Genomic DNA, 18,518 nt, shown 5'->3' with positions numbered 1-18,518 from the left:
CGTCATTCGAAGTTTATGTAGCGCGTCCCGAAGGGGCTGACATAAGAAGGTGAATGAGCCACTGGTTATAATTATGCACGAACTATGCCACATCTCAAAACATTTTATTAACACAATGAAATATAATGTCTTTTTACTATTTATGGGCACGGATGATGATGGTCGCTTTTTGTACAAAGTGTCGCTGATTAGCAACATCGGGTGAATGATTCAGTGATGCCTTTATGAATCAATAAGTTAAATGTCACCTTTTGACGACACCACCATAGCGCGTTTGTCGGCGATCCCCGACACCTGCTTTCGAAGTACCCCACAAATAAAAAAGCCCCCTGCGTGGGCAGGAGGCTTAATTCGATTTGTAAACGATTTTTAGCCCAGCTGTTTACGCGCGTTGCGGAAAATACGCATCCACGGGCTGTCTTCGCCCCAGTTTTCCGGGTGCCAGGAGTTCGACACGGTGCGGAACACGCGTTCCGGGTGCGGCATCATGATGGTCGCGCGCCCGCTTTCGCTGGTTACCGCAGTGATACCGTTCGGCGAACCATTCGGGTTGGCCGGATAGTTTTCCGTCACCTTACCGAAGTTATCGACGAAGCGCAGCGCCACCAGGCCTTTACTTTCCAGCTGCGCCAGATGCGCGCCATCGCGAACTTCCACCTGCCCTTCACCGTGGGATACGGCAATCGGCATCATCGATCCCACCATACCTTGCAGCAGCAGAGACGGGCTCTGCGTCACCTCAACCAGGCTGAAGCGCGCTTCAAAGCGGTCAGACTGGTTACGCACAAAGCGCGGCCACAGGTCGCTGCCCGGGATCAGCTCGCGCAGATTAGACATCATCTGGCAGCCGTTGCACACGCCCAGCGCCAGGGTCTGCGGACGATGGAAGAAGGTGGCAAACTCGTCGCGAACCCGCTCATTGAACAGAATCGATTTCGCCCAGCCTTCACCGGCGCCTAAAACGTCACCGTAGGAGAAGCCGCCGCAGGCCACCAGCGCCTGGAAATCAGCAAGACCGGTACGGCCCGCCAGTAGGTCGCTCATGTGCACGTCGATGGCATCAAAGCCGGCGCGATGGAACGCCGCGGCCATTTCTACATGGGAGTTCACGCCCTGCTCACGCAGCACCGCGACCTTCGGACGCGCGCCGGTGGCAATATAAGGCGCAGCGATATCCTCATTGATATCAAAGGAGAGCTTCACGTTGAGCCCAGGATCGACATCGTTGGCTTTCGCCTCGTGCTCCTGGTCAGCGCATTCCGGGTTATCGCGCAGACGCTGCATTTGCCAGGTGGTTTCTGCCCACCACATGCGCAGCGTGGTGCGGCTTTCGCTGAATACCGGATGACCGTCGGCCTCGATGACGAAACGATCGCCCGCCGTAGCCTGGCCAATATAGTGAACGCAATCCGCCAGGCCATGAGCGGCCAACGTGGCTTCCACGGCCTGACGATCGGCGGCACGAACCTGAATGACGCCGCCAAGCTCTTCGTTAAACAGCGCGGCCAGGCGATCCTCGCCGAGCGCGGCGATATCAACGTTGACGCCGCAGTGGCCGGTAAAGGCCATCTCGGCCAGAGTGACCAGCAGACCGCCGTCGGAACGGTCGTGCCAGGCCAGCAGCTTATCTTCAGCCACCAGCGCCTGCATTGCGTCCCAGAAGCCTTTCAGCTGCGCGACATCGCGAACGTCGGCAGTCACATCGCCAAGCTGACGATAAACCTGCGCCAGCGCGGTCGCGCCCAGCGCATTGTTCCCCTTGCCTAAATCAATCAGCAGCAGGGCGTTGTCTTCGGTGGAGAGCTGTGGGGTGACGGTACGGCGTACGTCTTCCACGCGGGCAAAGGCGGAAATCACCAGAGACAGCGGAGAAGTCATCTCGCGCTGTTCAGCCCCTTCCTGCCAGCGGGTTTTCATCGACATGGAGTCTTTACCCACCGGAATAGTCAGTCCCAGAACCGGACAGAGCTCTTCGCCCACCGCTTTTACCGCTTCATATAAACCGGCGTCTTCGCCCGGGTGACCGGCAGCGGCCATCCAGTTTGCCGACAGCTTCACGCGATTGAGCGCGCCAATCTGCGTCGCCGCGATGTTGGTCAGCGCCTCGCCAACAGCCAGACGGGCGGAGGCGGCGAAGTCCAGCAGCGCCACCGGCGCACGTTCGCCAATGGACATCGCTTCGCCGTAGTAGCTATCGAGGCTGGCGGTGGTGACCGCACAGTTAGCCACCGGAACCTGCCACGGCCCCACCATCTGATCGCGCGCCACCATACCGGTGACGGTGCGATCGCCAATGGTGACGAGGAAGGTTTTCTCCGCGACCGTCGGCAGGTGCAGCACGCGATTCACCGCGTCGGCAATCGTGATGCCCTGGCGTTGCAGACTCTGGCCCTGCGCTTTCAACGTCTGCACGTCACGGGTCATTTTCGGCGTTTTGCCCAGCAGCACGTCAAGCGGCAGGTCGATCGGACGATCGTCAAAGTGGGCATCATCAAGGCTCAGATGCAGCGCTTCGGTTGCTTCGCCAATCACCGCGTACGGCGCGCGTTCGCGGCGGCACAGCTCATCAAACAACGGCAGTTGCTCAGGCGCGACCGCCAGCACATAACGTTCCTGCGATTCGTTACACCAGATCTCCAGCGGGCTCATGCCCGGCTCATCGCTGAGGATATCGCGCAGCTGGAATTTACCGCCGCGTCCGCCGTCGCTGACCAGCTCAGGCATGGCGTTCGACAGACCGCCAGCGCCGACATCGTGGATAAACAAAATCGGGTTGGCGTCGCCCAGCTGCCAGCAGCGGTCGATAACCTCCTGGCAACGACGTTCCATCTCCGGGTTATCGCGCTGTACGGAGGCGAAATCGAGGTCGGCATCGGACTGGCCGGAGGCCATTGAAGAGGCCGCGCCGCCGCCGAGACCGATGTTCATTGCCGGACCGCCGAGAACAATCAGCTTCGCGCCGACGACAATTTCGCCCTTCTGCACGTGTTCGCCGCGAATGTTGCCGATTCCGCCCGCCAGCATAATGGGCTTATGGTAGCCGCGCAGCTCTTCGCCGTTGTGGCTGGTTACCTTCTCTTCATAGGTACGGAAATAGCCGTTGAGCGCCGGACGACCAAATTCGTTGTTAAACGCCGCGCCCCCCAGCGGACCTTCAGTCATGATATCCAGCGCGGTAACGATACGATCCGGTTTGCCGAAATCTTCTTCCCACGGCTGTTCAAACCCCGGAATCCGCAGGTTGGAAACCGAGAAACCCACCAGACCGGCTTTTGGCTTCGCCCCGCGTCCGGTGGCGCCTTCATCGCGAATTTCGCCGCCGGAACCTGTCGCCGCGCCCGGCCACGGAGAGATCGCCGTCGGGTGGTTATGGGTTTCGACCTTCATCAGAATATGCGCGTCTTCCTGGTGGAAGTCGTAGCGACCGGTTGCGTGGTCGGCAAAGTAGCGCCCCACGGCTGAACCTTCCATTACCGCGGCGTTGTCTTTATAAGCAGACAGCACGTAGTCCGGGGTTTTCTCGAAGGTGTTTTTGATCATTTTGAACAGCGACTTCGGCTGCTTTTCGCCATCGATGACCCAGTCGGCGTTAAAAATCTTGTGTCGGCAGTGCTCGGAGTTAGCCTGCGCGAACATATAGAGTTCGATATCGTTCGGGTTGCGGCCCAGCGTCTGGAAAGCATCCTGCAGATAGTCAATTTCGTCATCCGCCAGCGCAAGCCCCAGACGGAGGTTGGCGTCAATCAGCGCCTGACGCCCCAGGCCCAGCAGGTCAACGCTGGTGACCGGCGTTGGCTGATGATGGGCAAACAGTTTTTCACCCTCTTCCAGCGCGCCGAAAACGCTTTCCATCATGCGGTCATGAAGTTCGGCCGCCACCAGCGACCACTGTTCATCGTTGAGGCTGCTGGCTTCGACGTAATACGCGACGCCGCGCTCAAGGCGCACAATCTGAGACAGGCCGCAGTTATGGGCGATGTCGGTAGCTTTAGAAGACCAGGGAGAGATGGTGCCGGGACGGGGGGTAACGAGCAGTAGCTTGCCGGTTGGGGTATGGCTGCTTAAGTTCGGGCCATACTTGAGCAACCTTGCCAGACTCTCGCGATCGTTGTCGCTGAGCGGGGCGCTAAGGTCGGCAAAATGAACGTACTCGGCATATATCGTGCTGACCGGAAGGTTGGCCGCCTGGAAACGTGCCAGCAGTTTATTGATACGGAATGCCGACAGTGCAGGTGAACCACGCAAAATTTCCATCATAAGTCTCTCGTCTTCGAAGCTTTCATGGTGAGCCAGGGGGGAAACGGGCGCCATTATAGTGAATCCTGCGCCCCGACGAAACCGTTTGCGTAGAAATAAAATGATTGCCAGGGTTTATCAATAAATGTGACCCTCCTCGCGAATAAGTTGCCAACTGGCGCATTCTTAAGCAAAATGCCGCTCATTCCACGACAACCTTTTACTTATTCTGGTCATAGTCTGCTGAGGAACCCGAAGCTGCAGAAGATTAACTATCTGAAAAAATTAAAGATTAATTATCTGCTCATCGGCATTGTGACTCTCCTGCTGGCGGCTGCCCTGTGGCCGTCTCTCCCGTGGATGGGTAAGCCGGAAAACCGCGTGGCCGGGATCATGGCGCGTGGAGAACTGCGTATCAGCACCATTAATTCGCCAATGACCTTCGCGACCATTAACGATCGGACCTACGGTTTTGATTATGAGCTGGCGCAGCAGTTTGCCGACTACCTCGGCGTCGAGCTAAAAGTCACCGTCAGGCAGAATATCAGCCAGCTGTTTGATGACCTCGATGAAGGCAAAGCCGATATGCTGGCTGCCGGCCTGGTCTACAATTCCGAACGGGTGAAGAACTATCAGGTCGGGCCAACCTACTACTCCGTTTCGCAACAGCTGGTTTATCGCAAAGGCAGCCTGCGTCCGCGCAGCCTGGCAAATCTTACCGCCGACCAGTTGGCGATTGCTCCCGGACACGTGGCGATTAACGATCTTCAGGCCCTAAAAAAGCAAAAATACCCCGATCTCGACTGGCGCGTGGACGAGAAACGCGGGACGACGGCGCTGATGCAGGCGGTTATTGATGGCAAACTCGACTATACCGTTGCTGATTCGGTCGCCGTCAGCCTGTTCCAGCGCGTCCATCCGGAGCTGGCCGTCGCGCTTGATATCAGCGACGAGCAGCCGGTCACCTGGTTTAGCGAAAAAGGTGAGGACAACTCCCTGCCGGCAGCAATGCTCGATTTCTTCAATAATATTAACGAGGACGGCACACTGGCGAGGCTGGAGGAGAAATACCTTGGTCACGGCAACGATTTTGATTATGTAGACACCCGTACCTTCCTGCGCGCCGTGGAAAGCGTGCTCCCGGACCTGCAGCCAATGTTTGAAAAATATGCCCGTCAGATAGACTGGCGGCTGCTGGCGGCTATCTCATGGCAGGAATCGCACTGGGATCCGCAGGCCACCTCCCCGACCGGCGTTCGCGGCATCATGATGCTGACCCGCAATACTGCTCAAAGTCTGGGCCTGACCGATCGCACCGACGCCGAGCAAAGCCTCGACGGCGGCATGCGTTATTTACAGGATATGATGAATAAAGTGCCGGAGTCGGTCCCGCAGGATGAACGCATCTGGTTTGCGCTGGCGGCTTACAATATGGGCTACGCGCATATGCTCGACGCAATGGCGCTGACGAAAAAGCAGAAAGGCAACCCGAATAGCTGGGCCGATGTGAAGCAGCGTCTGCCGCTGCTAAGCCAGAAAAACTACTACAGCCGGCTGAAGTACGGCTTTGCACGCGGCCACGAAGCCTACGCCTACGTCGAAAATATCCGTAAATATCATATTAGCCTCGTGGGCTATCTTTCTGAAAAAGAGAGAAAGGACGCCCAGATAGCGGCACTAGGCGAGCACTATCCGGCAGTCATGCCGGAGGAGCTGGGTAAGGAAGAGCAGTACGCCATGTCCTTTTTCAGCTTCCGCGCAGAAACGCTGGTGGACAACGCGAAGCTGAAAATCCCCGGTACGGGGCATTAACCTTCCGCTTGCCGGCTAGCTCGCTTCAGCGCTTTTTTCTCTTCGCGTCGCCAGCGGAAAAAATCGCTCAGCATGCCGGAACAGGCCTCAGCCAAAATGCCTTCCGTTATCTCGACCCGATGGTTCATTCCCGGGTGGTGCAGCACGTCGATGAGCGACCCGGCTGCGCCGGTTTTCGCATCTCTGGCGCCAAAAACCAGCCGAGAGATGCGACTATGAACCATCGCCCCGGCGCACATCACGCAGGGTTCAAGGGTAACGTACAGCGTTGCGTCAATCAGACGATAGTTTTGCTGCACCAGCCCGCCCTGACGCAGCGCCATAATTTCGGCGTGCGCGGTCGGATCGTGACGTCCGATTGGCCGATTCCAGCCTTCGCCGATGACCTGATGATTATGCACCAGTACCGCGCCGACCGGCACTTCGCCCTCTTCCCAGGCGCGTTTCGCCAGCGTCAGAGCGTGACGCATCCAGTATTCATCATTTAATTCATGGTCAGACAAAGCGGGCACTCCTGCAGAAAAGCGGGGCGCATTATACATGGACGTTATGTATTACACACTATTCTAACTGCTGAAGATCGCCCTGCGGCGTCACCCGCCAGCGGTGCTGGCAAAAATAGAGCAGCGGGTTATCCTGCTCGCTGTCGCTGTAGCCGCTGTACAATCGCAGCGGAGCGCCGATTTTTTGTTCCAGCTGCGCCACTTTTTCATTGCCGAGGCAGCGCAGGGTTAATCCCCAGCCGCCGCAACGACGCTCCATCCGGCTGGCGATCAGGTTCACTCGCGGCAGCCAGGGAGTATCAAAATAAACCTGCTCAACCAGCGACTGCGGCGAGCCGGTAATCAGCCAGACGTCCGCATCGGTGCTGGTCAGATAGTTGTTGAGCCGCGCCTGTACTACCGGGAACGCCGTGACGTGCTGGCGAAACCAGCGGGCGAAACTCGCCTCAAGGCGTTTCAGGTGACGCTCGCTGCGGCCAAAAGTTGACGCCCACAGCAGCAGGCTCATCGGCCAGCGCGCAGCGCGTCCGAACAGCATCAGCCCGGCGGCAATAACCGGTAATAAAGGAATCACCAGCAGGACATTTAGCGGCTGGTGGCGCAGGACATAGCGCAAAAAGCTGCCGAACATATCCTGCTGATGTAAGGTTCCATCCAGATCAAAGAAAACCACTCTCCGCGTACTGCTATTCAAAACCCACTCCCCTGAACGATCGCCTGATAACCAATAGCTTAGCAGTCTTAAGCTGCGAATAGCGAAAACATACGCTGTTGTTGAATCCGGATTAAGAAAACGCTTCTGCAGAGAAATCTGAAGCTCAGAATTTTTAATTCGCAGTAATCCTCTTATAATCGAATACAAAATTCTTTCAGTCGAGGGTGAAGCCGTCCTCCGGAGCCGCTATGAACTGTTTGACCCGTATTCGCCAGCGCTACCCAACGCTGGCCGCAAGCGATAAAAAACTGGCCGATTTCATTCTGGCCCAACCGGATAAAACCCGCCACCTTAGCTCACAACAGCTGGCGGGCGAAGCCGGGGTCAGCCAGTCAAGCGTAGTCAAATTTGCGCAGAAGATGGGTTTCAAAGGTTTTCCGGCATTAAAGCTGGCGTTAAGCGAAGCCCTGGCAAGCGCCCCTACGCCACAGTCCGTGCCGGTACATAATCAGATCCGCGGCGACGATCCTCTCCGTCTGGTAGGCGAAAAACTCATTAAAGATAATATCGCGGCCATGCACGCTTCGCTGGACGTCAACGCCGAAGAGAAGCTGTTCGAAGCCGTCACGCTATTGCGCCACGCCCGCCGGGTCATTATTACCGGTATCGGCGCGTCGGGGCTGGTGGCAAGAAACTTCAGCTGGAAGCTGATGAAAATCGGCATTAATGCCGTGTCAGAACAGGATATGCATGCGCTGCTGGCGACGGTACAGGCGATGTCGCCGGACGATCTGCTGTTGGCTATTTCCTACTCCGGTGAACGACGCGAGATCAACATGGCGGCTGGTGAAGCGTTACGAGTAGGAAGCCAGATCCTGGCGATCACCGGATTTAATCCCAACGCTCTTCAGCAACAGGCGACGCTGTGCCTGTATACCATAGCGGAAGAACAGGCTACGCGCAGCGCCGCGATCTCCTCTACCAGCGCGCAGATGATGCTGACCGATCTTCTGTTTATGGGACTGGTGCAGCAGGATCTTGAACGTGCCCCGGAGCGAATTCGCCATAGCGAAGCGCTGGTGAAAAAGCTGGTGTAACCCCGAGTGCCCTGCCCGCTGTCAAAAGCACACTCTCTTATTGGCTCAGAGCGGGCAAAATTTCTCTGCTGCGGAGGGTCGCCCCGCGGTTGAAAAGAGCTGGCCCGAGCGAAAAATGGGCGTATAATGCCCGCCCTGTTTGTGTTGTTTCTGAGAAATTCCTGATGGCGCTGTTAATCACCAAAAAATGTATCAACTGCGATATGTGCGAGCCGGAGTGCCCGAATGAGGCGATATCCATGGGTGATAGCATTTATGAAATTAACAGCGATCGCTGCACCGAATGCGTCGGCCACTATGATACGCCAACCTGCCAGAAGGTATGCCCGATCCCAAATACCATTCTGAAAGATCCGGCCCATAACGAGAATGAAGAGCAGCTGTGGGATAAGTTTGTCCTGCTGCACCACGCGGACAAACTGTGATATTGCCGGATGGCGGCGTTAACCGACCTCTCCGGCCTGTAACAATTAGCTTTCGATAATCACCGTGGCGCAGGCATAGTGACGCTCGTCGGCCAGCGTCACGTGAATGCTGCTTACGCCCATACGCTCCGCCAGACCCTTTGCCTCGCCCCACAATCGCAGCTTTGGCTTACCCAGCTCGTCGTTGTAAACCTCAAACTGATTGAACGCCAGCCCGTTGCGGATGCCGGTGCCAAGCGCCTTGGCCGCCGCTTCTTTAACGGCGAAACGCTTCGCCAGAAAACGGACCGGCTGCTGATGCTGTTCCCATATCGCCCATTCAAAATCGCTGAGTACGCGACGGGCAAGACGATCGCCGCTGCGGGCTATCACCGCGTCAATACGGGCAATTTCAACAATATCAGTACCCAGTCCGAGAATCGCCATCAGCCGCGAGCTTCCTGCATCAGACGCTTCATTTCCGCAACCGCTTCCTTCAGGCCGCTCATTACCGCCCGGCCAATAATCGCATGGCCGATGTTCAGCTCGTGCATTTCCGGCAGCGCGGCAATAGCCTTAACGTTATGGTACGTCAGGCCGTGACCGGCGTTGACCTTCAGCCCCAGGCTCGCGGCATAGGTTGCCGCTTTGGCGATACGTTCCAGCTCTTTTGCCTGTCCGGCGTCCGTTTGCGCATCAGCATAGCAGCCGGTGTGAATTTCGATATAAGGCGCGCCAACGTCCGCTGCGGCCTTAATTTGCGCGTGGTCAGCATCAATAAACAGGGAGACCAGAATACCGGCATCGGCCAGACGCTTACAGGCATCGCGCATTTTATCGAGCTGCCCCGCCACATCCAGTCCGCCTTCGGTTGTCACTTCCTGACGTTTTTCCGGCACCAGGCAGCAGAAATGCGGTTGAGTCTCACAGGCAATCTTCAGCATCTCTTCCGTCACCGCCATCTCAAGGTTCATGCGGGTATCCAGAGTCTGGCGCAAAATACGTACGTCGCGATCGGTAATATGGCGGCGATCTTCGCGCAGATGAACGGTAATACCATCAGCGCCTGCCTGCTCGGCGATAAAGGCCGCCTGTACCGGATCCGGATAAGCGGTACCGCGAGCGTTGCGTAATGTCGCTATGTGGTCAATGTTGACCCCTAACAGTAATTCAGCCATGACAATCCTCGTTAATCGTTATTTGTTTTATCGGCCCGTGCGGGCAAAAACTGACGAAACAGCTCGCGACTTTTTAACGGCTTCCCACCAAGATAGGGCTTCAGGGCGATTCGGGTGAAACGCTTTGCCGCGCGCAGCGCATCGCTGTCCGGAAATTCGCGGCTGGCCAGCGCCTTCAGATGGTGCCCGGTAAAGGTGTTGTTATCAATAACCACGCTGGCAATAAATCCTTTCTCTTCACGGTAGCGGTAGGTCATCGTATCGTCAACCGCCTCTCCGCTGCCGGCGCAGTGCAGGAAATCAACGCCATATCCCAGATGCCCAAGCAGCGCCAGCTCAAACCGCCGAAGCGCCGGTTCCGGCGAGCCTGTAGCGCCAGCCAGCGACTGGATACAGTGCAGATAATCGAAAAAGAGTTCCGAGAAGCGCGTTTCGTGCTCAAGCACGCGAGAGAGCAGTTCGTTGACGTAAAGTCCGCTGTAGAGCGTGATACCGCTGAGAGGGAGCGCCAGCGAGACGGCTTCCGCGCTGCGCAGCGTTTTAACTTCGCCGCGCCCGCCAAAGCGGAGCAGTAAGGGGGTAAAAGGCTGAAGAGCGCCTTTGAGGTTGGAGCGTTTGGAACGTGCGCCTTTTGCAACAAGGCGCACGCGCCCGGACTCTTCCGTGAAGACGTCCAGCATCAGGCTGGTTTCGCTCCAGGGACGACTATGCAGTACGAAAGCGCGTTGCCAGCCTTCCATCATACTCGTCGTCTTTCAAGCCGCAGGTGCGTTGGCTTCGCCCACTCACCCCAATCAATTACTGAAGTAAGCTCCCGGGGACTCGCGGTCTTGCCGCGCGACTCAGCCTCTGGCCTCGCTCCTTCGGAGCCAGCGCAAGCGCTGTTCAAAACACTTTGTGTTTTGTCCTGCACCTCGAAAGCCATAGAGTATCCAAACTTAAAGATCGTCGCCGTAACCGAGACTGCGCAGCGCGCGTTCGTCATCAGCCCAGCCGGATTTCACTTTCACCCAAAGCTCAAGGTGAACCGGCGCTTCAAACATATCCTGCATGTCTTTACGCGCTTCGATACCGATGGTTTTGATTTTGGCCCCTTTGTTACCAATCACCATCTTCTTCTGCCCTTCGCGCTCAACCAGAATCAGGCCGTTAATGTCGTAACCGCCGCGCTCATTGGTCACAAAACGCTCAATTTCGACGGTGACGGAATATGGCAGTTCTGCGCCAAGGAAACGCATCAGCTTTTCACGAATGATCTCGGAAGCCATAAAGCGCTGCGAACGGTCAGTGATGTAATCTTCCGGGAAGTGGTGAATCGCCTCCGGCAAATGCTTGCGCACGATACCGGCGATCGTATCAACATTCAGCCCCGTTTCCGCAGAAATCGGTACGATATCGAGGAAGTTCATTTGACTGCCGAGGAACTGCAGGTGCGGCAGAAGATCCGCTTTTTCCTGGACGTTGTCGACTTTGTTGACCGCCAGAATCACCGGCGCTTTACCGTCGCGCAGCTTGTTGAGCACCATCTCGTCGTCCGGCGTCCAGCGGGTCCCTTCAACCACGAAGATAACCAGCTCAACGTCGCCAATAGAGCTGCTTGCCGCCTTGTTCATCAGGCGGTTAATCGCGCGTTTTTCTTCCATATGCAGACCGGGGGTATCGACGTAGATCGCCTGATACGGGCCTTCAGTATGGATACCGACGATGCGGTGACGCGTGGTCTGCGCTTTTCGGGAAGTGATCGAGATCTTCTGCCCGAGCAGCTTATTCAGCAATGTGGATTTGCCCACGTTTGGACGACCAACGATGGCAATAAATCCGCAGTAGTTCTTTTCTTCGCTCATTCCAGCTCCAGCTTTTTCAGCGCCTGTTCGGCGGCAGCCTGCTCCGCCTTGCGACGGCTAGAACCCGTGCCAACCACCGGTTCACTCAGGCCGCTAACCTGGCAGTGGATAGTAAATTCCTGATCGTGCGCTTCACCGCGAACCTGTACCACCAGGTAAGACGGCAGCGGCAGATGACGCCCCTGCAGATACTCCTGCAAGCGCGTCTTCGGATCTTTTTGCTTGTCACCAGGGCTGATTTCGTCCAGACGGCTCTGGTACCAGGAGAGGATAAGGCGCTCAACGTTCTGAATATCGCTGTCGAGGAAAATCCCGCCGATTAAAGCTTCAACGGTGTCCGCCAGTATCGATTCACGGCGAAAGCCTCCGCTTTTCAGTTCACCCGGCCCAAGACGCAGGCATTCACCTAATTCGAACTCGCGGGCAATTTCTGCCAGCGTGTTGCCTCGTACCAGCGTCGCGCGCATGCGGCTCATATCGCCTTCGTCTACCCGAGGGAAACGATGATAGAGGGCGTTAGCGATCACAAAGCTCAATATTGAGTCGCCTAAAAACTCCAGGCGCTCATTGTGTTTGCTGCTGGCACTGCGGTGAGTTAATGCCTGTTGCAACAGCTCCTGATGATGAAAAGTGTAGCCCAGCTTCCGTTGAAGCCGATTAATTACGATGGGGTTCATGCGTTACCAATAGATGAATGCGTCAAAAATGCAGCACACGAAACCGACCTGAGTAAAAACCAACGCGGTTTCGTGTGCTGTGTCAATCTTACGAGAGACAACCTAAAACTTCGGGGGGATATTCTATACGCAACGACAAGGGATGTCGTTAGTTTGAATAGATTTAAATATTAAATAATTCACGCTGCCGTTATTGCGGCGGCAGCGTGAATAAGACAGGAAAATTAATGAATGCCGCCAATGCGCGATAAACGTACGCCGGTAGGCCATTCACCTTCCTGTTTTTCGAAACTCATCCAGATTGCGGTGGCTTTACCCACCAGATTCGCTTCCGGCACAAAGCCCCAATAACGGCTGTCGGCGCTGTTATCGCGGTTGTCACCCATCATAAAATACTGCCCCGGGGGGACAATCCAGGTTGCCAGCGGTAGCCCGGACTGGTGGTAATACATCCCAACCTGATCCTGCGCAATCGGCACGGTCAAAATGCGGTGCGTCACGTCACCCAGCGTCTCTTTACGTTCGGTCAGACGAATGCCATTCGCTTTGGTCTCGCCTTTCGGCAGTTGCCAGAAACCGCTGGTCGCTTCACCGCCGTTGCTGCGGGAGAAGGTCTGTACGAAATCGCTCGGCTCAACGTTGGAGTAAGTGACCGGCAGAGCGTTGCCGCAGGCCTGACCAGAACTGCAGCCCGGCTGGATAGTGACCTGTTTAGCAATCGGATCGTAAGTGACTTTATCACCCGGTAAGCCGACGGCCCGCTTGATATAATCCAGGCGCGGATCCTGCGGATATTTAAAGACAACGATATCGCCGCGCTTCGGATGCCCGGTTTCGATCAGCGTTTTCTGGTAAATCGGATCCTTAATGCCGTAAGCAAACTTCTCTACCAGAATAAAATCGCCGATTAGCAGCGTCGGCATCATTGAGCCGGATGGGATCTGGAAGGGCTCATAAATAAATGAGCGAACCACCAGAACAATCGCCAGTACCGGGAAGATGGAAGCGCCGGTTTCCAGCCAGCCCGGTTTCGGGCCCACCTTTTTCAGCGTTTTCTTGTCCAGCTGGTCGCCGGTCGCCGCCTGGGCAGCGGCCTGACTTTCGCGACGTTTTGGCGCAAAGATAAACTTATCCAGGCACCACAACAGACCCGTCACCAAAGTAGCGATGACCAGGATCAGGGCAAACATGTTCGCCATGCCAACTCCTTAGGGTTATTTGCCGTCTTTACCAACGTGCAGAATGGCGAGGAACGCTTCCTGCGGCAGCTCAACGTTACCGACCTGCTTCATTCGTTTCTTACCTTCTTTCTGCTTCTGCAGCAGCTTTTTCTTACGGCTGACGTCGCCGCCATAGCATTTCGCCAGGACGTTTTTACGCAGCTGTTTAACGGTAGAACGGGCAATGATGTGGTTGCCGATAGCAGCCTGGATAGCGATATCGAACTGCTGACGCGGGATCAGCTCTTTCATCTTCTCAACCAGTTCGCGGCCGCGATACGGCGCATTATCGTTATGCGTGATCAGCGCCAGCGCATCCACGCGCTCGCCGTTAATCAACACATCCACGCGCACCATATTGGAGGCCTGGAAGCGTTTGAAGTTGTAGTCCAGCGAGGCATAGCCGCGGGAAGTAGACTTCAGACGGTCAAAGAAGTCGAGCACCACTTCCGCCATCGGAATTTCATAGGTCAACGCAACCTGATTGCCGTGATAGACCATATTGGTCTGTACGCCGCGTTTTTCGATACACAGGGTAATGACGTTGCCTAAAAACTCCTGCGGCAGCAGCATATGACACTCGGCGATCGGCTCGCGCAGCTCCTGAATATTGTTCAGCGGCGGCAGCTTGGACGGGCTATCGACGTAAATAACTTCTTTCGAGGTGGTTTCTACTTCATAAACGACCGTCGGCGCCGTGGTGATCAGATCCAGGTCATATTCACGCTCAAGACGCTCCTGGATGATCTCCATATGCAGAAGACCCAGGAAGCCGCAGCGGAAACCGAAGCCCAGCGCGGTGGAGCTTTCCGGTTCGTAGAACAGAGAGGCATCGTTAAGGCTCAGTTTGCCCAGCGCATCGCGGAAGTTCTCGTAATCATCAGAACTGACCGGGAACAGGCCGGCGTAAACCTGCGGTTTAACCTTTTTAAAGCCTGGCAGCGCTTTTTCCGCCGGGTTGCGAGAGAGAGTCAGCGTATCGCCGACCGGCGCGCCGAGAATATCTTTGATGGCGCAAACCAGCCAGCCTACCTCGCCGCATTTCAGCTCGGTACGGTCAACCTGTTTCGGCGTGAAGATGCCCAGGCGGTCGGCGTTATACACCTGCCCGGTACTCATCACCTTAATTTTATCGCCTTTACGCATGGTGCCGTTTTTGATACGCACCAGAGAGACGACGCCGAGGTAGTTATCGAACCAGGAGTCGATGATCAGAGCCTGCAGCGGCGCTTCCGGGTCGCCTTCCGGCGGCGGAATGTCGCGCACCAGGCGTTCTAGCACGTCCGGCACGCCAACGCCGGTCTTTGCAGAACAGCGCACCGCATCGGTAGCATCGATACCGACGATGTCTTCAATTTCTTCCGCCACGCGCTCCGGATCGGCCGCCGGCAGGTCAATTTTGTTCAGGACCGGAACCACTTCCAGGTCCATTTCCATCGCCGTATAGCAGTTAGCTAGCGTCTGGGCTTCTACGCCCTGCCCCGCATCAACCACCAGCAAAGCGCCTTCACAGGCAGCAAGCGAACGAGAAACTTCATAAGAGAAGTCGACGTGGCCGGGCGTGTCGATAAAGTTCAGCTGATAGGTTTCGCCATCAGACGCTTTGTAATCGAGGGTGACGCTCTGCGCCTTGATGGTAATACCGCGCTCACGTTCAAGATCCATGGAGTCCAGAACCTGGGCTGCCATTTCACGATCGGAAAGGCCACCGCAAATCTGGATAATTCGGTCAGACAATGTCGACTTACCGTGGTCGATGTGAGCGATGATTGAAAAGTTACGTATATTCTTCATATTTAGAGTTAATTATGCCTTACGCGAATCATGAGGCCGCAGTACTGTGCCTGACGTTTTTTAATCCGAAAACGCCGCATTCTACACTACAACCACGAAACCAGGAAATGCTCTTACCGCTAGCATAGCTGGAGTAAATGACGAGTTCTTGCGTGAGTTGTAAATAAAGATAAGGGCCAGTGAAATCACTGACCCAATGGTGAGGAAGTCGTCTCGATGCGGACTAAATCTGGCGGTAAACCGACGCTAAGAATCACCGGCTGCCACGACTGCCGGGAAGCCAGGCCCGGCGAGAGGCCGCGCGCTACCAGAAACCCGCCGACGCCGCCCAGTATCGCCCCGCAGAGGGAGGCGAAATCATTGGCAAACAGCACCTGGAATATTGATGCCATTACGAACAAACCCACTAACGGCGCCATATAGACCAATACTGCCGACCCTAGCAGGCTGCTCTCGGCAATACCCAGCTCGACCTTTTGCCCGGCCGACAGCGGCTGTTCGCAGGGAACGCTAATGGTATGGCTGGTTTGCGGCCCTAGCTTATTCAGCACCCGGCTTCCGCAACCGGCGCGAGAAGCGCAGCTGCTGCAAGAGGCTTTGACATCGCAATGCACCAGCGCAACGCCATTGTCCCAGGAAACAACCGTCGCCCACTCTTTAATCATTGTACTGCCCTGAATTTGATACTGTCGGAAATCCGCTTGGCGGTTTGCGGAGGCAGCTCGCCAACAATGGTGATTTCTGCGTTATCACGCACGGTAGTCGCTACGGTACGACGGCCGGTACGCAGTAGCTGATCGGTGCTATTTGCCGTGGCGCGATTGATATTAATGGAGAAACTAAACAGCCCGTCGGAATACAATCGGGACTCTACCGGCCCATCGAAAGTGGGCAGGCGACGCTGGCTGCTGGACACTTCGGCAACACCCTGCGGCAGCCAGGTTGGCGCCCAGTTAAAGTTGGCCTTATTGCCCCCCTCCGGAACGGACAGCTGAGGAGGTAGATTAGCTTTAGACAGGGTTTCCATGCTGGCGCTGACATTATCGCCAACGTTGAAGGAGACCACCCGGAACTGCTCAAGCGTTTCGCCATCCCGATCAAGCAGATCCACCCGCAGCGGAAGCTTAGTTTCCGCATCCAGCCAGGCAATATAGCTATAGCGGGTACCATCGCGAGCCACGACGCGAACCACATCGCATAGACGATCGGCAATACGCGTACGCCCAACGGAAATGAAGTCGTAATAGGATGAAAGGCGTTTAAAGTCGGAGTAAACCAGCGAGGGCAGCGAATCAACAATATAGTCGCCGTTTAGCGTAAAAGGATCGAGCCCGGGTTCAAAGTAGCTAATCTCCGTTCCGCGCAGCACCACTTCCCGACGGGGGCCGTCGAGCTGGAGAAGCTGAGCCAGAGTGCGATTATCCAGTTTAGCGTGTCGATAGCGCAGCGACTCAACACCCTGCTTGTTGATGCTGACGAAAGAGAGCTCGTAATTAAGGGACTGGCTGGCCAGATTCATCTGCTGCAACAACGCCCCGGACGATGTATCAGCCGAGGCGTTGACGGAGAAGAACAGGCTGCCTGCCATGAGCGACATGGCACACCAAAGTTGCTTCATTACTGCGATTGCGTTCCTAAAGTTTGATAGCCCGGCACCTGAACAGCGGCTTGTTGAGTCTGGGCCTGGCCAAACTGCAGCTGTTCCGCATGCAGGCGACGCTGCAATTCATAATCCTGCAGCATAGCATTAATTCTGCGGCGCTGTTCCTGCACTTGAGCCTGCTGGCCGGTACCTGCTGAGGCATCCGCCGGTACGCCCAGGCTAACCGGGCTGGCCTTACCCATCATCGGCATGGTGTTAAACACCGGCGCTTCCGGCTGCTGAGAGGTATCAGACTGGCCATTATACTGTTGAACGCCAACAATCACAGCCAGAGACACGCAGGCGGCAACGCCCATCTGGGTGAGCGAACTGGCCCACGGGCGAACTTTTTGCCAGAAAGGCATCTGACGCCACTGGTGCGGTGCGGGCTGAGATTCCGGAATAAGAGGAACCGTCTGACGAACGGGCTCGTTTTCAATGGCGGCCATGACGCGAGCTGAGATATCAAAATGGAGCATCTCACTCGTATCGCCTCGCAGCGTATCGCGGATGAGATGGTAGCTCTCCCAGGTTTTTTGCATTTCAGATGAACGCTCCAGCTCATTGAGCAGTTCGTTATCCAGCGTTTCACCATCCATTAAGGCCGAAAGTTTTTCTTTCTGCATGCCTGATACCCTTTTCCAGTATTCCGCTATCGTCAACGCCTGATGAGCGGTTGAACTTTATTATCAATAGCTTCTCGCGCCCGGAAGATGCGTGAACGCACTGTGCCCACCGGACAATCCATGATGGCGGCTATTTCTTCATAGCTCATGCCATCCAGCTCCCGCAGGGTAATTGCCATGCGTAAATCCTCCGGAAGCGACTCAATGGTACGAAAGACTATCTGTCTCAGCTCTTCTGACAACATTAAGTTCTCAGGGTTCGAAATTTCTTTCAACGCCCCACCGCTTTCGAAGTTTTCAGCATCATTTGCATCAACATCGCTGGATGGCGGACGGCGCCCCTGAGCAACCAGATAATTCTTCGCCGTGTTTACGGCAATGCGATATAACCAGGTGTAAAAAGCACTATCCCCCCGGAAAGAATCCAGCGCACGCCATGCTTTAACGAACGACTCCTGAACAACGTCAGCGATATCGCCCGGCGGCACGTAGCGGGAGACCAGGCTTGCAACCTTATGCTGATAGCGTACCACCAGCAGGTTAAATGCTTTCTGATCTCCTTTCTGGACCCGTTCAACAAGGACCTGATCCGTTAACTGCTCGCTCATCCGAGGTAATGTCTCCCCAAACCCAATTCCCATGCGTATTCAAAAACACCACCCAATTACTGCATAAATGAGCAAGCAGAGGGTTGGAGTGTCTGAAAACAATAAAGTTCCGTTACGCCTTTGTTTTTCGTTCGGCACCGGCTGACGGATTGTTATCTCTCATTATATGTCCCGGTAGCTAAACGATATGTAAGATAATAAGAAAAAGCGCAAGACCCGCCA

Annotated in this window: 18 protein-coding genes; 3 read left to right on the top strand and 15 right to left on the bottom strand. The window is 55.7% G+C overall.

Features of this window, described 5'->3' with window-relative positions; all coding sequences use genetic code 11:
* Positions 1-369 precede the first annotated feature (369 nt).
* Positions 370-4,257: a phosphoribosylformylglycinamidine synthase gene (gene purL / locus IAE27_RS19345; RefSeq protein ID WP_200092789.1), complete on the bottom strand. Its 3,888-nt coding sequence runs from the start codon at positions 4,255-4,257 to the stop codon at positions 370-372.
* Positions 4,258-4,431: 174 nt separating this feature from the next.
* On the opposite strand from purL, the gene mltF reads away from it, so the two are divergent.
* On the top strand, positions 4,432-6,048 hold the full coding sequence (mltF, locus tag IAE27_RS19340) for a membrane-bound lytic murein transglycosylase MltF (protein WP_032705131.1): 1,617 nt from the start codon (positions 4,432-4,434) through the stop codon (positions 6,046-6,048).
* On the opposite strand, the gene tadA is transcribed toward mltF, so the two are convergent.
* On the bottom strand, positions 6,045-6,551 hold the full coding sequence (gene tadA, locus IAE27_RS19335) for a tRNA adenosine(34) deaminase TadA (RefSeq protein ID WP_016809506.1): 507 nt from the start codon (positions 6,549-6,551) through the stop codon (positions 6,045-6,047). The two genes, mltF and tadA, sit on opposite strands and share 4 nt — an antisense overlap.
* A gap of 58 nt (positions 6,552-6,609) precedes the next feature.
* Complete coding sequence (yfhb, locus tag IAE27_RS19330; protein ID WP_004104558.1) at positions 6,610-7,245, bottom strand: phosphatidylglycerophosphatase C; 636 nt, start codon at positions 7,243-7,245, stop codon at positions 6,610-6,612.
* 209 nt (positions 7,246-7,454) lie between these two features.
* Between yfhb and IAE27_RS19325 the strand changes: the two genes are divergently transcribed.
* On the top strand, positions 7,455-8,303 hold the full coding sequence (locus tag IAE27_RS19325) for a MurR/RpiR family transcriptional regulator (RefSeq protein ID WP_004104559.1): 849 nt from the start codon (positions 7,455-7,457) through the stop codon (positions 8,301-8,303).
* 164 nt (positions 8,304-8,467) lie between these two features.
* Entirely contained in the window at positions 8,468-8,728 is a 261-nt protein-coding gene (locus tag IAE27_RS19320; RefSeq protein WP_004114478.1) for a YfhL family 4Fe-4S dicluster ferredoxin, read from the top strand.
* 45 nt (positions 8,729-8,773) lie between these two features.
* On the opposite strand, the gene acpS is transcribed toward IAE27_RS19320, so the two are convergent.
* The 12 genes from acpS to rseD form a co-directional block, all read right to left on the bottom strand.
* Entirely contained in the window at positions 8,774-9,154 is a 381-nt protein-coding gene (gene acpS, locus IAE27_RS19315) for a holo-ACP synthase (protein ID WP_004104568.1), read from the bottom strand.
* On the bottom strand, positions 9,154-9,885 hold the full coding sequence (pdxJ, locus tag IAE27_RS19310; RefSeq protein WP_004104569.1) for a pyridoxine 5'-phosphate synthase: 732 nt from the start codon (positions 9,883-9,885) through the stop codon (positions 9,154-9,156). The genes acpS and pdxJ overlap by 1 nt, the downstream gene beginning before the upstream one ends.
* Before the next feature lie 11 nt (positions 9,886-9,896).
* Positions 9,897-10,625 (bottom strand): DNA repair protein RecO, encoded by a 729-nt coding sequence (gene recO, locus IAE27_RS19305; RefSeq protein ID WP_024274566.1) that lies wholly within the window; start codon positions 10,623-10,625, stop codon positions 9,897-9,899.
* A gap of 198 nt (positions 10,626-10,823) precedes the next feature.
* On the bottom strand, positions 10,824-11,729 hold the full coding sequence (gene era, locus IAE27_RS19300; RefSeq protein WP_004104571.1) for a GTPase Era: 906 nt from the start codon (positions 11,727-11,729) through the stop codon (positions 10,824-10,826).
* Positions 11,726-12,406 carry a ribonuclease III gene (gene rnc / locus IAE27_RS19295; protein ID WP_004104573.1) on the bottom strand — a complete coding sequence of 227 codons (681 nt, stop codon included), beginning with the start codon at positions 12,404-12,406 and terminating at the stop codon, positions 11,726-11,728. Before rnc ends, era begins: the two co-directional genes overlap by 4 nt.
* Before the next feature lie 224 nt (positions 12,407-12,630).
* Complete coding sequence (gene lepB / locus IAE27_RS19290) at positions 12,631-13,605, bottom strand: signal peptidase I (RefSeq protein WP_004104575.1); 975 nt, start codon at positions 13,603-13,605, stop codon at positions 12,631-12,633.
* 15 nt (positions 13,606-13,620) lie between these two features.
* The gene (gene lepA, locus IAE27_RS19285; RefSeq protein ID WP_004104577.1) at positions 13,621-15,420 is read right to left on the bottom strand and encodes a translation elongation factor 4; all 1,800 of its coding nucleotides are present in this window, start codon (positions 15,418-15,420) and stop codon (positions 13,621-13,623) included.
* 185 nt (positions 15,421-15,605) lie between these two features.
* On the bottom strand, positions 15,606-16,085 hold the full coding sequence (gene rseC, locus IAE27_RS19280; RefSeq protein WP_004104579.1) for a SoxR-reducing system protein RseC: 480 nt from the start codon (positions 16,083-16,085) through the stop codon (positions 15,606-15,608).
* The gene (gene rseB, locus IAE27_RS19275; RefSeq protein WP_004104581.1) at positions 16,082-17,038 is read right to left on the bottom strand and encodes a sigma-E factor regulatory protein RseB; all 957 of its coding nucleotides are present in this window, start codon (positions 17,036-17,038) and stop codon (positions 16,082-16,084) included. The genes rseC and rseB overlap by 4 nt, the downstream gene beginning before the upstream one ends.
* Positions 17,038-17,688: an anti-sigma-E factor RseA gene (gene rseA, locus IAE27_RS19270; RefSeq protein WP_004104582.1), complete on the bottom strand. Its 651-nt coding sequence runs from the start codon at positions 17,686-17,688 to the stop codon at positions 17,038-17,040. The genes rseB and rseA overlap by 1 nt, the downstream gene beginning before the upstream one ends.
* A gap of 32 nt (positions 17,689-17,720) precedes the next feature.
* Positions 17,721-18,296: an RNA polymerase sigma factor RpoE gene (gene rpoE, locus IAE27_RS19265; RefSeq protein WP_004104583.1), complete on the bottom strand. Its 576-nt coding sequence runs from the start codon at positions 18,294-18,296 to the stop codon at positions 17,721-17,723.
* 39 nt (positions 18,297-18,335) lie between these two features.
* Positions 18,336-18,434: a rpoE leader peptide RseD gene (gene rseD, locus IAE27_RS29990; protein ID WP_148720832.1), complete on the bottom strand. Its 99-nt coding sequence runs from the start codon at positions 18,432-18,434 to the stop codon at positions 18,336-18,338.
* Between the last annotated feature and the right edge of the window lie 84 nt (positions 18,435-18,518).

Origin of the sequence: Klebsiella sp. S69 (assembly GCF_016516145.1) — a bacterium.
In the GTDB taxonomy this organism is placed as follows: Bacteria; Pseudomonadota; Gammaproteobacteria; order Enterobacterales; family Enterobacteriaceae; genus Klebsiella; species Klebsiella oxytoca.
The sequence above is the reverse complement of the archived record's forward strand: the minus strand, read 5'-3'. Positions and strand labels throughout refer to the sequence as shown.

Coding starts and splice junctions, on each gene's coding strand:
- purL (WP_200092789.1), bottom strand. CDS start 4,257: ATGATGGAAATTTTGCGTGGTTCACCTGCACTGTCGGCATTCCGTATC.
- mltF (WP_032705131.1), top strand. CDS start 4,432: ATGCCGCTCATTCCACGACAACCTTTTACTTATTCTGGTCATAGTCTG.
- IAE27_RS19325 (WP_004104559.1), top strand. CDS start 7,455: ATGAACTGTTTGACCCGTATTCGCCAGCGCTACCCAACGCTGGCCGCA.
- IAE27_RS19320 (WP_004114478.1), top strand. CDS start 8,468: ATGGCGCTGTTAATCACCAAAAAATGTATCAACTGCGATATGTGCGAG.
- acpS (WP_004104568.1), bottom strand. CDS start 9,154: ATGGCGATTCTCGGACTGGGTACTGATATTGTTGAAATTGCCCGTATT.
- pdxJ (WP_004104569.1), bottom strand. CDS start 9,885: ATGGCTGAATTACTGTTAGGGGTCAACATTGACCACATAGCGACATTA.
- recO (WP_024274566.1), bottom strand. CDS start 10,625: ATGGAAGGCTGGCAACGCGCTTTCGTACTGCATAGTCGTCCCTGGAGC.
- era (WP_004104571.1), bottom strand. CDS start 11,729: ATGAGCGAAGAAAAGAACTACTGCGGATTTATTGCCATCGTTGGTCGT.
- rnc (WP_004104573.1), bottom strand. CDS start 12,406: ATGAACCCCATCGTAATTAATCGGCTTCAACGGAAGCTGGGCTACACT.
- lepB (WP_004104575.1), bottom strand. CDS start 13,605: ATGGCGAACATGTTTGCCCTGATCCTGGTCATCGCTACTTTGGTGACG.
- lepA (WP_004104577.1), bottom strand. CDS start 15,420: ATGAAGAATATACGTAACTTTTCAATCATCGCTCACATCGACCACGGT.
- rseC (WP_004104579.1), bottom strand. CDS start 16,085: ATGATTAAAGAGTGGGCGACGGTTGTTTCCTGGGACAATGGCGTTGCG.
- rseB (WP_004104581.1), bottom strand. CDS start 17,038: ATGAAGCAACTTTGGTGTGCCATGTCGCTCATGGCAGGCAGCCTGTTC.
- rseA (WP_004104582.1), bottom strand. CDS start 17,688: ATGCAGAAAGAAAAACTTTCGGCCTTAATGGATGGTGAAACGCTGGAT.
- rpoE (WP_004104583.1), bottom strand. CDS start 18,296: ATGAGCGAGCAGTTAACGGATCAGGTCCTTGTTGAACGGGTCCAGAAA.